We start from the raw sequence: 15056 nt of genomic DNA, 5'->3' as shown, positions 1-15056 counted from the left end.
TCTGCTCTAAATATATAGTTCACCAAAATGATGTGACCATGAAAAAAATACTTTTGATCGTTCCTCTTTCTACATTAGATCTAGGCTCTAGCACGAAAGGTGGCGTTGATTCCGTCTGCCAAATGTTAATAAAAGATCTAATGGAAAGAGGATATATTGACTACCAAATTCGTATATTAGCTTTTGATCAGGCCTCTAAAGCAAGCAATAACTCACCACTAGTAAACCTTTCGCCTTATGTTGAGATTTTACATGTACCAATTAGCGAGAAAACAAAAGGCATAAAACTACCTAGTATAATCAGCAACTTAAATCGAATCCGGAAAGAAATATCCACCTTTAAGCCTGATCTTGTTCATTCCCACTTAGCCCCTTGGCTTCTCGGAGTTCGTGGACCTAAAAGAGTCGTAACATTACATAGCTATAAAAAAATAGGCCGTAAACCCGTATCATTCGCTAATGATCTTGTTTACGAAAAGTTTTTACCTTGGCTTTCCAATTTTTACATTGAACAATACACCAGTGTAGGGAAACTGTTAGCATCCGAACTTAAAAAGGATGTTGAAAAGCCGAATAGCATTATTGGTAATCCTTTAAATCCTATTTATTTTGATTCAGATATAGTCAAAGCAAACACCAAAAAAATAAAGTTCATTACATGTGCATTATTGAGCCGAAAAAAAAGAATTGACTCAATCATAAAATTAATTATTCGGTTGTATCAAACCGGTATTGATATTGAGTTAACAATCATTGGTCCTAATGTAGATAACCAATACTGGCAAGAACTTCATGACTTGATAGAGAAAGAAAATGCCTCTAAATACATAACATTTGTAGGCAGCAAAAACACCATTGAGATAAAAGAGCTATATGAGCATTCTAATATCGGGATATTTCTTTCATCTGAAGAAACCTTTGGCCTTGCGCCTCTAGAAATGCTTGCTAGCGGACTACCTACAATCTCTAGTAGTGTGGGGATCATTGAAGAGCGTAGTGAGTTTTTCGAACATATCGGCACCTGTATTATTGATCCTACACAGGAAGAGGAGGCTTTAGCTAAAGTCATCGCCTTTGCCAGTCAACCACCAGTGATCGATCGTGATGCATTAAAAAATGAGTTTTCTGTCAACGCTGTTAACAATCAATATTTCAACATTTATAAGACACTGTTAAATGCTTAAAACCCTACTTCGCTATGCCCCTGTACAGGTAGCTTCAGCTCTTAGTGTATTTGTCTTAATTGCATTACAAACACGTTATCTAGGTGTTGAAGATTATGGTGTACTGTCTGTTTATTTAGTAGTTGTTGAACTAACACGAGCCGCCTACTCTCAGTGGTTAAATACAACACTAATACGGCACTACCCTGCTGCAGATGAATCTGAAAAACGTACTTATAGTAGTATTGTTTTCTCAGGGATTGTTGGAATGTTTGTTCCTGTTAGCATTATATTTACGCTGATTTTATTTGCTTTATTTGATCATGCTTCATTTTCAGTTCTCTTTGCACTGCTTGGATTACTTATTGTGAAATCTTTCTTTTTCTTCTTTCAAGAAATGGCAAGACTCAATGAACATGCTAGCAAATATCGTAAAACAACAGCAACACAGTCTATATTATCAATGGCATTAACATGGCTAACTCTCGAGTATTCACCATCAGTAGTAGCCGCAATATTAGGCCTCTCTTTCAGCTATCTTATTTCGCTTCCATTTGTATGGTTTCGAGTACCTTTAACATCACTATCCCTTAAAAACCCAGGGGTATCGAAGCTAGTTACCTATGGTTGGCCTCTGATGCTTTCTGGACTGATTGGCATCGCAGCCTCTCGTATTGATCGCTTTTTTATCGCAGAACAGCTTACCTATGCAGATGCGGGTATTTATTCAGCACTTTCAAATATGCTGTTGGGCTTAATGGCACTAATCTTTATGGTTGTCGCTTTACCTCTATATCCAACTTTAGCCCGTAAAGCTGACGAAAAGACTAAACTTTTTAAGGCACATAAACGCTATCAATTAATGATGCTAACCATATCTTTACCAGCGCTTGTTGGTTTGTGCTTTATTGCAGAACCTCTAATCACGGTATTTTTAGGTATAGATTTTTTATCTGCTGGCATACCTCTTTTTTGGATTTTAGCGGCATCTGCGTTTATTTCTAACTTACGAATGCACTATATCGACCATGGGTTACAGTTTGCCTCCCGCACTAAGATTTTACCATTTATATTAACAAGTTCGCTTATCTTGAACATCACTATGCTTTTAGTCTTGCTACCCCCTTTTGGACTATATGGAGCTGCTTATACATCACTCACGTGTAATCTCATTACCTTACTCTTGTCTTATCACTATGCTAAAAAAGCCGGTCATGAATATTGGATGGACTGTGACGTGATTAAAATCATCATCGCATCATTAAGCATGGCCCTTTCGCTATACCTGAGTCAAAACGCCATTTTTTGGCCAAGCGCTGATGCTATACAAATCGCACTTTCCGTCACAATAGGCATTCCTGTATTTGTACTATCTACATTAGCAATGAATCTTATGGGTTCCAGGGATATCATTATAAATAAGCTAAGGGACCACTATGCCTAAAGCCTACATAATTTGCTCTAGCGTAATAACACTCGCCTTTTTCCTTGGTGGGTACATGCTTGAGGGCATGGGGGTGAAGTATGTGTCAGAAGGAGGTACCCCACTATTAAAAATACATGCCTATTCATACATCATATTATTAGCCACTGTATTTTGCACATTAAAAGAGGGAGTGAAAGTCCAACTTCAACGGTTAGATACACTAAAAGCCTCTTGGATGTTGTCCGTTATCTTGGTCAGCTTTGTGATTGTCTATGGGCTAGCCCGCTACGGCACGTCAGGCATGGCTTACATAATCGATACTTTTCTTACACCTTTATTATTTTTATTATTACTCACTCGATTAAATGCGGATGAATGCCTGCGATTGGTCTCATTAATCGCTTTTCTCCTGCTATTTAACTCGACGATTGCTATAGTTGAATTTATATCTAGCACTAGATTAGTTGATGTGGAATTTTCGTCATTCGGTTACTTTCGATCTTCTGCACTATTAACTCATCCTTTGAACAATGCGTTAATCACAGCAGGTCTAACCCTATTAGTTTTTAATAAATCTAGAATTCCAAGCATCATATATTTAGCGATAACATTATTAGCGATGTTTGCATTTGGTGGACGAGCAGCACTCGGCATTTTATTAGCATTCTCTCTAATAGCAAGCATTCCTTACATTTTTGGTTTTTTTACATATGGTATTGACATTAGCAAGCAGCGCTTTGCAGTAATGTTATGTATTCTCTACTTTTCAATAATTATCGTTGGGTTTGTTCTTATCGAAAGTGGCATTACTGAAAGAATTATAAGTAAACTGCACATTGATGGCAGTGCATCGGCAAGGTTTACGGTATTCTACTTACTAGACCAACTATCGCCTAACGAATGGCTGCTTGGCGCTTCTGACAATTTACAAAGTGCTATTGAACTATATTTAGGTATATCCGTCATTGAAAACTTTATAATTGCGTGGATATATAAGTTTGGGCTATTAGGCATGATTCCTTTACTCACTATGGTTTTGTTAACCTTGTACTCTCTATCCCTTAAATCTCGCGGTCTTGCTTATTTTTCCGTTCTAATTTTTTTAATAGTTTCAACCTCAAATAACTCTCTTTCAACTAAAACACCTGCCTTACTCTTAATGTTTTCCTCATTGTATCTGTGTTTTAGGGTCAATCAAAAGTCAAATAATTAAACATAAACTTATTTAGTAGATTAAGAGGTACATATGCCAAATGCTATTAATTTATATTTTATATCCAGATGGCTACATCTAAAGAAAATCCCGATATTACCAAGAATTATTCAACTTTTTATTTTCCTGATATATAACTCAAAAATCCCACCGACTGCAGACATTGGAAAGGATTCATTTCTAGTAGTTAAAGGAATAGGTGTCGTTATTATTGACAATGCAAAAATTGGCAAACGATGCAGAATCGGGATTGGGTGCAAAGTTGTAGGTAAAGGTCCTTATAAAAAAGTGCCAAACATTGGAGATGATGTTTTTATTGGTCCGGGGGCTGTTATCGTAGGCCCTGTTGAAATTGGTGACAAGGTTATCATCGCCCCCAACTCAGTTGTGACAAAAAGCGTCAAGAGTGGTTATATTGTTGGTGGTATACCAGCCAAAATAATAGGTCGTACCGACAAGCTTGAGTACAACATATTTAAAAATGAAAGTTATCTCGATGATGTCGCAGAATACATGACAGAAAAGGAAATCGTATAATGTTTACTTCGACATTGTATCGTACAGCCCCAATATTTATACAGTCTTATCTCCTATCATTTCGAGCACTAATTCGAAAAACACTGAGGGAGGGGAAAGAACAAATTAATGTACTAAATGAAATAGAAAAAAATGACTTTAATCACAATCAACTTACGGCCTATTCATCTAAAAGACTGAGTTACATTCTTAATCAAGCATCAAATAACGTACCTTTCTATAAGCATATTGCCAAAAGTAAAAACGACTGGTTAAACAACTTCCCTTTTATAAGTAAGTCAGATTTTAGGCAGCACGGCGAGCAGTTTATGAATGAATGTCCTCCTAAGTTTATCGTTTCTGGTGCTACGAGCGGCACAACAGGTGCACCTCTCGTCATTAAGCAAAACATGGAATCAGTAATACGTGAACAGGCTTTTGTCGCACGTCACCTAAAGTGGGCAGGATTCGTTCAAGGTGATAAACGTGCTTGGATTAGAGGAGATATGATCGTCCCGCTAGAACAAAAGGATGGACCGTTCTGGCGCTATTCATGGTTTGAGAACATGATTATGCTTTCATCTTTCCATATGTCGCCTAACAATCTGCAAAGTTACATTGATGCGATGGTGGAGTATGGCGTGCAAGTGATACAAGCATACCCTTCATCGATTTTGACTCTCGCAAAACATCTCGAAACCAACGACCTTTACTACCCTAGTGACTTAAAATCAATTGTGACCTCTTCTGAGTCACTCAGTTTAGAAGACAAACAGCTCATCGAAAGACGCTTTGGATGTACAGTGTATGATTGGTATGGGCTATTTGAACGCGTAGCAGCCATAGGGAGTTGTGAACACGGACGCTACCATATTTTGACTGATTATTCTCACGTCGAGCTTGAGGACGTCGGTGATGGGCGACATGAAATCATAGGCACCAATTTTAATAACGATCTCCAACCTCTCATACGCTATAGAACCGGCGACCATGTGTATTTATCAGATGAAACCTCTTGCCCTTGCGGACGAGTTTTTCCAATTATAGATCGCATTGATGGCCGCATTGGAGACTACTTAATCGGTGAAGATGGACAAAAAGTTCATATCTTAAATCATATTCCAAAAGGCGTTAAAGGCCTCATTGCAACACAATTTAAGCAAGATCATCCAAACCAAATCGAAGTTCAAGCTGTCGTCAACGCCCAAGTTTTTGATAAACAGCAAGAAAGAATACTTATAGACAATACAAAAGCGCGTCTAGGTAGATCTATGGATGTATTTATCACTATTGTCGACAAAATTCAAAAAACAAAAAATGGTAAAACTCGCCAGGCTATTTGTACAATCAAGGACATGTAATGAGGAAAAAGATCAATATAACAGTCGCGACAGGCATGCAAGAGATGGGAGGCATAGCGACTGTTCTTAATGTTCTCAGCCGCGGTTTTAATGACAACTGGAATATGCGTCATATAACTACACATACAAACCATACATATTGGTTCGGGTTAAATAAGATTTTCCTATTTTTATTTTCCATTATTAAAATTTCTTACTATCTAACCTTTTTTAACGTTGGCATTGTCCACATTCACATGGCTTCACGAGGAAGTTATAAGCGTAAGTCTGTAATTATACGCATAGCTAAATTATTTCGGGCCAAAACCATTCTTCATCTCCATGGTGCTGAATTCCAAGAGTTTTACAATAACGAATGTTCTTTTAAAAAACAGGCGCATATTCGCAAGACTTTCGATCTCGCCGATGCTGTCATTGTATTGTCTACGCAATGGCATTCGTGGATGAAAACGATCGTTGGTGACCCAACTAAAGTCCATGTTATCTATAACGCAGTTGATACCCTAGATCTCAACCGAAGTAATATTGACCAAGGACGTATTCTATTTCTCGGACGACTAGGGGAACGCAAGGGGGTAAAAGATCTTATTGATGCATTTGCAATCGTCTTAACAGAATACCCTGATTCTCGTCTTACCCTAGGTGGTGACGGCGATGTAACGACTTTCAAACAACAAGTAAAAAATTTAGGTATTTCTAATAGTGTTGACTTCCTGGGCTGGGTTGCTGGCGAGCAAAAAAAGATTTGGCTAAGTAAAGCGGATGTCTACTGTTTGCCGAGCTATAACGAAGGGTTCCCAATGGGCGTACTTGAGGCTATGTCCGCAAATATCCCCGTCGTAGCTTCAACCGCCGGCGGTATTCCAGATGCAATTGAAGACAGTGTTGATGGCCTATTAATCGAGGCAGGTGATATTGAAATGTTAGCGACTCACTTAAAAACTATGATCAGCAATCGTGACTTAAATGCTGCCTATTCTGCCAGCGCAAAAAAAAAATTTATTAATAACTTTAGCAAGCAAGCAGTGTTTCCTGAGTTAGATAAGATTTACACGGAGTTAATGAGTAAGTAATGGAATTTTATGATCAGGTCCAGGCGATTTCAAAAAGTACGCTCGAATCCGCTAAGCAAAATAATTTTGCTGGTTATGACCCTTTTGATAGTTTGAATAGTAATTTATTCAAACTATTCCCTAGCCTAAAAAAAGGTATCTTCGGCTTAGCATGGATTCAATTTAACAAGCGCTCAATCATTAATATTAGGCCCTTACTTGGTGTACCAAAAAAACGCAACCCGAAAGGTGTGGCTCTTTTTTTAATGGGTTTACTTGAGGATTACCAACACAAAAATGATGACAACTATCTAAATCAAGCCCTAGAGTTAGGTGATTGGCTGCTCACACAGCAAAGTGACAGGGATGTATGGAAACACGCTTGTTGGGGCTATCATTTTGACTGGAAAGCTCGCGCTTTTTTTGTACCAAAAGGCAAGCCGAATGTTATCACCACTATTTATGTAGCGCAGGCATTATATGCACTGAGTAAGGTCACCGGCGAAAACAAGTATCGGGAACCCGCTCTTGATAGCGCCAACTTTATCGTGAAAAATTTATATACCGAATTGGAAGGCCGGCGATACTTCGCTTATATTCCTGGTGAAGATGCCTTTGTTCATAACGCAAGTTTATGGGGAGCAGCTTGGGTAGCTCATGTTGCTAGCCTTACAAATAATGATACATATCGCAATTTGGCTATTGAAGTTGCTCATCAATCAGTAAAAGAGCAGCTACCTAACGGGTCATGGGTTTATGGCGCTCGCCATCATCATCAATTTATTGATGGATTTCACACAGGCTACAACTTAGAAGCTTTACATCTATTAAGTGAGTCACTACAAATAAGAGATTTTTCTGAGGCTATTAATAAAGGATTAAGGTACTACAAAGAACATTTGTTTGAAGCCGACGGCACTGCTAAATATTACAATACCAATAAGTACCCACTTGATATGCACTGCGTATCTCAAGCGATTTTTACCTTAATAAAAGTAGGACAATCTGACGAAGATCTCTCGTTTACTAAGAAAGTAGTAAAAAAATCTATCGAGAACTTATATATTCCTGAAAAAAAACACTTCGCATACCAAAAGCATCATCACTTTAGCAATAACATTAACTATATAAGATGGACCCAAGCGTGGGTTTACTATTCATTTTCATTTCTAAATAACTATGGTTCCTCACATGAAAAGGATTGATTTTCTCGGCTCACCAATGGATGTGGCCACAATGTCAGATACAGTATCCCACATTGAAAACAACGTAGCGCAAGGTAATTTCTTACAACATGTTGTCGTCAATGTAGCAAAAATCGTCAACATGCAAAAAGACGCAACCTTGGCTGAATCTGTCAAAGCCTGCGATGTGATAAACATTGATGGTATGGGCGTTGTTTTTGGCGCACGCTTTTTAGGTCACGATATCCCAGAAAGAGTTGCAGGTGTCGATCTCTTTCATGAACTCCTAAAAATGAGTCAAAAGCGCGAGTTTCCAATCTTTCTACTCGGTGCAACAGAAGAAGTGGTTACTCAAACAAATAATAAAGTGAAAGCGCTTTACCCTAACTTAACCGTCGCAGGATACAACAACGGCTATTTCTGGGATGATGAAGAAGCCGTTGTCGCCAAAATCAGAGAATCAGGCGCAAAATTACTCTTCGTAGCCATCACCTCCCCTAAGAAAGAAAACTTCATTAATAAGTGGAAAGATCAACTGGGTGTCGATTTTGTCATGGGTGTCGGTGGCACTTTTGACGTTGTTGCAGGAAAAGTAAATCGTGCTCCCTTATGGATGCAAAATTCTGGTTTAGAGTGGCTTTATCGTGTCATTCAAGAGCCTAGAAGAATGTGGAAGCGTTACTTAGTCACAAACTCCAAATTTGCTTGGTTATTAATTAAAAACAAACTCTCAAACAACTAATATTTAAATCACAAACATTACCTCCCAATATATAAAAATATTTATTCCAATGGTCGTTGGCAAACTACTTACGCGATTATTTTAAGGATTGAAATGAACAAATTAATTAGTACAAGCCTTGTGCTTTTTAGTGCACACGCATCAGCAATACCAACTCAATACAGTGCTTTGGTATTCGACAATTTTAACTCTCCTCATTCTGCTAGTATGGGCGCGTTAGCTGTAGGCAATCATGCCAATTTTAATGGCTACAGCATTATGTATGACAATGTGGAATTTCCATCGAATAGTTATTCGCTTATTGTTGGTGGCGATCTTTCTTTCAAAGATGGCAGAATCTACCAAGGAAGTGTTGCTGTCAAAGGTGACATATCGAAAGTATCAGACTCAATTTATTTGGGCTTAGCCAGTGGAAGCAACATCGAAAATATGGCTAACTTACCCATTAATTTTGATAAGTTGCAAAATAGTAGTTTGGAATCTTCGTCGAAGCTTAGCCAATTAGAAAACATCGGAACAGTCAAATTTCAATGGGGTGGATTATATTTGAACGGAGATTGTCAAAGCGATGTTCAAGTTTTCAACCTTGACGGTTACGTTTTAGAGAAAGCACACACTCTTGCCCTTAACTGTGTACCAGAAGATGCGACCATTGTTGTAAACATAAGTGGCGATAAACCTAACTTTAAACCCTTAAGCAACATTGGCTTAACTGACTTCACTCCCCACAGACAACGAACTGTATTCAATTTATTTGAAGCAACCTCTTTAAGCATTTCAGGTGTGGCTCTCGAAGGGCTCATTCTCGCCCCTAAAGCTGATATCCTTGCTCCATCTGGTTCTTCTAATGTGGGTATCATAGCCAACAGCTGGTCAGGATCCATGTACCTAGGCTATCAACCATTCGAGGGCGAACTCCCAATCGACAAAACACCTGAACCGATCGATGCTCAACTCAAATGGCACTGGCAAGGTGGTGAATTCATGCCAGACTATAACCAAGTCATGGGAACCCCTCTAGTTGCACAACTCAATGACGATAATAAAGACGGAAATATCGATAGTCTTGATACTGCCGATGTTATCGTTGTCACTTTCAAAGGAAGTCAATACACCAAACCAGGACTCGTAAGAGCACTTAGCGGAGTTGATGGGACAGAACTTTGGGACTACAAAAATGGACCGGTATTCTCCGATCCTCGCTTTACTCCTGCGTTGGCTGATCTTGACGAGGATGGCATCGTTGAAATCGTCGTTTCAGACAAATCTATCGATGAAATTCGAATCGCAAGTCACGAGGGAGACATTCAAAAAACGCTACCAAAGATTGATAACAACGTCGGGAATATTAGCATTGCCGATCTCGATGGTGACGGTGTAGCAGAAATCCTTGCAGGTACCTCTGTATACAATTACTCATCAGGATTACTTTACACACTCGATGGCTGGAAGCCAGACTATACCGTATTTGATGCTGATGGCGACGGTATGCAAAACTTTGTTGCAAACGGTAGCCTTTACGATGCCCACGGCAATATTCTTTGGTCATACCAAGGGCATGATATGGCGTGGTTCTCATCAGTGGCCAATTTTGACCAAGATGAATATCCTGAAATCGTTGTCTCTATTCCGGGGCTATTCTCAACCTCTCATACAATTGCAATGCTAGAACACGATGGAAGCATTAAATGGGAAAAACGTAACATCCCAAACAATGGTGGTGGCGCACAGGCGATTGGCGAGTTCTTAGGTCCTAACAAGCTTGGCATTGCATATGCGGGATATGAAAAATTAGTCATGCTAAACCCACTAGGCGAACAAGTCTGGGAAGTCACTGTCGATGATTTTGGCAGTGGCAAGATTGGCGTGACAGCTTTTGATTTCAACAGAAATGGCCGTGATGAGGTAATTTACCAAGATCACAACGAAGTCGCGATTTTAGATTCACTCTCAGGCAATGTTCTCTTTAAAACTGCCAACTCCACTGGAACACTCTGGGAGTACCCAGTGGTCGCAGACTTAGAGGGTGATAACAATGCAGAGCTGATCGTTGTTTCCAATGACTACTCTCCTAAGTGGAATACACATAAAGGAGTAAGAGTATTTGGGGCAGGTCCAAACTCTCAACCTTGGCAAGGGGCCACTCGTATTTGGAACCAACATTCTTATCATCAAACGAATATCGAGCAAAATGGAACATTACCGAAAGCATTGAAAAATAGCTGGGAGCTTAATAATTCCTATCGAAACAGTACTCTAAAGTAAATCGATAACAATCTTGTTTTCATAGGCGGCTTAGTCCGCCTTTTTTGAATGTAAAATGTACTTGACCTCCTTCAGTTATTTTCGAGCCATTGCCATCATATTCATTGTTGCGGGACACTTATATAAAGCAGACATTCAGTTCGAGCACTTCGCTACCATATTTTCGAAAAATAGTTTTGTTGCATAATTCGATGAGACTAATCCAGGAACTTGTGATCCATTCGAGTAGGGACTTCACTCATCTTAGCCCTATGCAGAAACCTCGTTGCAAAACAAAAATTTGGACACAATACAACATTTGGCCATTGGTAGTAGTGTTCGCAAAGTTTGTGGTGAAGGCAAATTGTAGGTCAAGAAACATATTAACAACGGTAAGTTCAGGGGCTGGCTTAAGCTACATATCGCAGTGAATATCTGCTCCCGTTAAATCATCACATTAGAACTGACTTTATCTAACATCCCTGATACGGGAGTGCTCTCCAATTGACTTAAGCAGACAAGTCGTAAAATCATTGAAATATCATGAGATGGAATCTATGACACAAAGAGTTGCCATGATGCCATCGAATTAAATGAGCGGTTCCTCTAATCCCACCAAGAGAAGAGATAGACTTCTGTAAGCAAGGACACCCTCACAATTTAGCAGTAGGTTGCCAGAAACTTCTACAGGTCCAACAATAATCGAAAACAAAAGATTTGACATCATAAGCGCTCGCTATAAGAGACAGGAATATATCGAGTGAAACAGTTGTTAGGTGGCAAGCTAAGCCTAAGAAAATACAACGCTCAAATCGGTGAGACTTGTATCATGATCAAATATTTGAACAAGCTTACAGGGATTTGTATGTGTGATATACAACGTATCTTTTTAAAATTAATCAATTTCAAACAATTTGATTTTATTCAAATTAAAAAACAAAGCCAAAGCAAGCGGAAATAAAATGGAAAGAAATATATCATTAGACATTTTAAAATTAATTATGGCATGCATGATCGTTGGTCTTCACGCTAATTTCTTAGAGGATGTTACGGTACTAGGAAAAACTCTTACTGTTCAAGGATTATTTAGAGTCGCCGTTCCATCTTTTTTGATAATTAATGGTTATTATTTCTTTCAAGCATTATCAGAATGTCGGTTTAACTTATGGTTAAAAAAGGTTTTTATGCTGTATTTAGTTTGGATGTTGGTGTATTCCTTTTACTGGTTTTCTTTGCCAGATTACTCTTTAAAATCCATTGCTATTCTTGGTGCTAAGATGATTATGGGTTATCATCATTTATGGTACTTATCAGGTATGATTGGCGCAGCCATTATATTATTTTTATTACATAAATTATCATCACCTATGCTTCTGGTTTTTTCTTTTTTATCTTTCTCAACCGGTGTCGTGATACAGTATTTAGGTAACTATAATATATTCGAAGGAAGCTTTTTAGATAAATTTTTCAACCTAATTTGGTCTCATCGAAATGCTTTGTTCTTTTCATTCCCATTTATGTGCCTAGGCTTTTTGTTTAATAAACATTCTATTGTTAGCCGAATTAGTTTAAAGTGGGCTATATTTGGTTTAAGTATTGGCTTATTTCTATTACTCGCTGAATCTTACACTAACTATCTTAACATGAACGAATATGATGGTTTTGATAATTATTTCTCACTAATATTGGTTTGTCCGATGATCTTTGTTTTCATTTCTAAGATAGAAGTAAAAGGCAGAACAAAAGAAATAGCACTTTATTCATCTGCAATTTATTTTATACATTCTCTAATTTTGTCATTATTAAAAGGATTAACTTTGTTAGGAGAAACAAATTTAACATTGCTTACCATTTTCGCATCAATAATAGCTTCCTACTTTATTATAGAATTAAACAAAAAGATAAAAATTCTATTATAAGCCCAAAAATCGGAGAAGAACTCGCTCTTGTAGCTCATAGCATATTCAGGTGTCAACACCGATAGATCGAAGAAAAAATTACCGAAAGCCAATATTGCCTCCGGAGGTACCAAATACAAGAGTCCCAATATCATTGGGCAAAGGTGGAATATCAGCGCTTCACGCATACCTTCGGCTTGGGGGAATTATGAGGAAAGCCTCTATATACACAGAAAAAATACTAGGTTCTGAGACCACGAGCACAATAACTATAGACCATGTATGGTTGGAGCAAGAGTTCCTATAACACTGCTATTGGTATTTTGGGTATTGCCTACTTTATACAACGCATTTTTGACAATCAGAACCAGAAACCATCGAACGATGAAAGGCATTGCTCTTCGATGTTTCATGGCAATATTCGTTATATTACTTCATATTAGCGTTGATTTAAACTTTCAACCAACGGAAAATCTTGCTACGTTTTCCATGATTTTATGCTTCGCCTAAGCCAACCCTATTTTGCTAGCAGTCGGTCAACAGGCTCCCCAGAAAGTAAAAGTAATTGTTTCATATCATCAGGAAGATAAACTAGTGTTCAATCGTATTCTTATTGTTTGTACAGGCAATATCTGTCGCTCTCCTATCGCAGAGGCGTTACTGAAGTCAGCATTACCTAACCATGTCATCGAATCTGCCGGCATCCATGTTCTAAACAATAAATTGAGTGGCGCGAGTGCTCATCAATATTCTCAAGAGGTGTGTATTGAGCATGGTTTTAACCTATCACACCACTCCGCCAGACAGCTCAACTCCAATTTATGTGATCAATTTGACTTGATCTTAGTAATGTCACATGAACAAATTGAAGAGGTTGCAAGCATATCTCCCCGATCACGGGGTAAAACGATGTTATTTGGGCACTGGATTGGTCAAGGAGAGATTCAAGATCCGTTGAATCGTTCAAAATCAACATTTGACGCACTTTTTCTAACACTACAAAGTGCAACAAATTCTTGGAAACGAAGGCTTTTGTCACAATAATTTTATTTAATATTCTTTGGTAAAACGTAAAAAGCTAATCTACGGTTAATTCTGACATATTAAAACATGGATTATTTATGACTATTAAAAAGACAGCATTACTCGCATGTCTCACGTTACTTTACCCACAAATTACTTTTGCAAATTTTTCGATTATAGACTTTGGTGCGATTCCTAATGATGATATAGATGATAGTGCAGCATTCAATCATGCGCTCCAAACGCTTTCTGAAAATGAAACTCTCTATATACCTCCGGGTAACTACACGCTTTGCGATACCGTCTATATCATAGAAAAAAAAGGTATCTCTCTATTAGGTTCTAAAACAGCAAAGTTAAGTAAATGCCCAGGGTTTGATGGGGAATACTTGATGTATATAAAAAACTCCTCTGGATTGAGCATTTCCGGGATAAACTTTCAAGGGCTCGTGAATGGCGGAGATACGCCAAATTGGGGAAAGCAAGGCTTATATCTCGCAAGCATCACCAATAGTATTATCATTAATAATACCTTTGTGAATTTCGGCGATGCTGCACTCAGGGTAACGACACGTGCGAATAGTGATGCTATTGAATCTAGCAATATCACTGTAGTAGGCAACACATTCTCAAACTGTGCTCAAGTCACGACGACTCAGGCAACGAAAAACTCAAATGTAGCAGGTGCACACAACATCACTTTTAAATCAAATGAATTTGATAATTGCACGTTGAAGCTATCAGCTCGCAAGAAAACCACCGGAGCGGTCGTCTCGAGAAATTCGTTTAAAGACATCAGTGGAACAGCATTAGAAGCCAGTTACTACAGCAATATTTCTATTTCAAACAATAAGTTCGATAATATCCAAGGTTTTTTGATCAACATTTATCCAAATTCACGAGCACAAGAACAAGTGAAATGGAGCAACATATTAATTGATAATAATAATTTTAACAGCGCTACATTGGGTATTAGGTTACAAAGCTTTTCTGATTCTGAAACACCTAGTGAGGCAATTCAAAATATCACGGTCAGTAACAACCGGTTCGATAAAGTAACCTGTGAAGGAACGAACAATGCCAACTACAAAAAACTCATAAGAACCTACAGCAAACATCCGTCATTATCATTTGAAAATGTACGCATAAGCAACAATACCATGACCCCAGATCAAGGGTGTGATTATTTAAAAATTGATCACAGAGACAAAAACGTTGTGATTGACTAAAATTG

12 protein-coding genes and 1 pseudogene are annotated in these 15056 nt (G+C 38.2%); all 13 read left to right on the top strand.

The window, feature by feature from the left end; all coding sequences use genetic code 11:
• Positions 1-38: 38 nt before the first annotated feature.
• Complete coding sequence (locus VA249_RS16700) at positions 39-1184, top strand: VpsD family glycosyltransferase (protein WP_221071777.1); 1146 nt, start codon at positions 39-41, stop codon at positions 1182-1184.
• Positions 1177-2607: an oligosaccharide flippase family protein gene (locus tag VA249_RS16695; RefSeq protein WP_221071775.1), complete on the top strand. Its 1431-nt coding sequence runs from the start codon at positions 1177-1179 to the stop codon at positions 2605-2607. Before VA249_RS16700 ends, VA249_RS16695 begins: the two co-directional genes overlap by 8 nt.
• Complete coding sequence (locus VA249_RS16690; protein WP_221071773.1) at positions 2600-3802, top strand: VpsF family polysaccharide biosynthesis protein; 1203 nt, start codon at positions 2600-2602, stop codon at positions 3800-3802. The genes VA249_RS16695 and VA249_RS16690 overlap by 8 nt, the downstream gene beginning before the upstream one ends.
• A gap of 33 nt (positions 3803-3835) precedes the next feature.
• Complete coding sequence (locus tag VA249_RS16685; protein WP_221071771.1) at positions 3836-4339, top strand: serine O-acetyltransferase; 504 nt, start codon at positions 3836-3838, stop codon at positions 4337-4339.
• Positions 4339-5679 carry a phenylacetate--CoA ligase family protein gene (locus VA249_RS16680; protein WP_221071769.1) on the top strand — a complete coding sequence of 447 codons (1341 nt, stop codon included), beginning with the start codon at positions 4339-4341 and terminating at the stop codon, positions 5677-5679. The genes VA249_RS16685 and VA249_RS16680 overlap by 1 nt, the downstream gene beginning before the upstream one ends.
• Complete coding sequence (locus VA249_RS16675; RefSeq protein WP_221071768.1) at positions 5679-6752, top strand: glycosyltransferase family 4 protein; 1074 nt, start codon at positions 5679-5681, stop codon at positions 6750-6752. The genes VA249_RS16680 and VA249_RS16675 overlap by 1 nt, the downstream gene beginning before the upstream one ends.
• The gene (locus tag VA249_RS16670) at positions 6752-7936 is read left to right on the top strand and encodes a glycoside hydrolase family protein (RefSeq protein WP_221071767.1); all 1185 of its coding nucleotides are present in this window, start codon (positions 6752-6754) and stop codon (positions 7934-7936) included. The genes VA249_RS16675 and VA249_RS16670 overlap by 1 nt, the downstream gene beginning before the upstream one ends.
• Positions 7923-8657 carry a WecB/TagA/CpsF family glycosyltransferase gene (locus VA249_RS16665; protein ID WP_211917570.1) on the top strand — a complete coding sequence of 245 codons (735 nt, stop codon included), beginning with the start codon at positions 7923-7925 and terminating at the stop codon, positions 8655-8657. The genes VA249_RS16670 and VA249_RS16665 overlap by 14 nt, the downstream gene beginning before the upstream one ends.
• Positions 8658-8750: 93 nt before the next feature.
• Entirely contained in the window at positions 8751-10922 is a 2172-nt protein-coding gene (locus VA249_RS16660; protein WP_221071766.1) for a choice-of-anchor A family protein, read from the top strand.
• Positions 10923-11178: 256 nt separating this feature from the next.
• Positions 11179-11787 (top strand): annotated as a pseudogene (locus VA249_RS24130) (IS5 family transposase); the annotation flags it as partial.
• A 76-nt stretch (positions 11788-11863) separates the two neighbouring features.
• Complete coding sequence (locus tag VA249_RS16650) at positions 11864-12820, top strand: acyltransferase family protein (protein ID WP_221071764.1); 957 nt, start codon at positions 11864-11866, stop codon at positions 12818-12820.
• A 573-nt stretch (positions 12821-13393) separates the two neighbouring features.
• On the top strand, positions 13394-13843 hold the full coding sequence (locus VA249_RS16645; RefSeq protein WP_221071763.1) for a low molecular weight protein-tyrosine-phosphatase: 450 nt from the start codon (positions 13394-13396) through the stop codon (positions 13841-13843).
• Between the two features lie 77 nt (positions 13844-13920).
• A complete protein-coding gene (locus VA249_RS16640; protein WP_221071762.1) occupies positions 13921-15051 on the top strand; it encodes a glycosyl hydrolase family 28-related protein in 1131 nt (376 codons plus the stop codon).
• The last annotated feature ends 5 nt before the right edge of the window (positions 15052-15056 follow it).

It is taken from the genome of Vibrio alfacsensis, from assembly GCF_019670485.1.
In the GTDB taxonomy this organism is placed as follows: Bacteria; Pseudomonadota; Gammaproteobacteria; order Enterobacterales; family Vibrionaceae; genus Vibrio; species Vibrio alfacsensis.
This window is presented reverse-complemented; position numbering and strand designations above follow the sequence as displayed.

Excerpts from the sequence above, each read along its gene's own strand:
- VA249_RS16700 (WP_221071777.1), top strand. The coding sequence starts at position 39 with ATGAAAAAAATACTTTTGATCGTTCCTCTTTCTACATTAGATCTAGGC.
- VA249_RS16695 (WP_221071775.1), top strand. The coding sequence starts at position 1,177 with ATGCTTAAAACCCTACTTCGCTATGCCCCTGTACAGGTAGCTTCAGCT.
- VA249_RS16690 (WP_221071773.1), top strand. The coding sequence starts at position 2,600 with ATGCCTAAAGCCTACATAATTTGCTCTAGCGTAATAACACTCGCCTTT.
- VA249_RS16685 (WP_221071771.1), top strand. The coding sequence starts at position 3,836 with ATGCCAAATGCTATTAATTTATATTTTATATCCAGATGGCTACATCTA.
- VA249_RS16680 (WP_221071769.1), top strand. The coding sequence starts at position 4,339 with ATGTTTACTTCGACATTGTATCGTACAGCCCCAATATTTATACAGTCT.
- VA249_RS16675 (WP_221071768.1), top strand. The coding sequence starts at position 5,679 with ATGAGGAAAAAGATCAATATAACAGTCGCGACAGGCATGCAAGAGATG.
- VA249_RS16670 (WP_221071767.1), top strand. The coding sequence starts at position 6,752 with ATGGAATTTTATGATCAGGTCCAGGCGATTTCAAAAAGTACGCTCGAA.
- VA249_RS16665 (WP_211917570.1), top strand. The coding sequence starts at position 7,923 with ATGAAAAGGATTGATTTTCTCGGCTCACCAATGGATGTGGCCACAATG.
- VA249_RS16660 (WP_221071766.1), top strand. The coding sequence starts at position 8,751 with ATGAACAAATTAATTAGTACAAGCCTTGTGCTTTTTAGTGCACACGCA.
- VA249_RS16650 (WP_221071764.1), top strand. The coding sequence starts at position 11,864 with ATGGAAAGAAATATATCATTAGACATTTTAAAATTAATTATGGCATGC.
- VA249_RS16640 (WP_221071762.1), top strand. The coding sequence starts at position 13,921 with ATGACTATTAAAAAGACAGCATTACTCGCATGTCTCACGTTACTTTAC.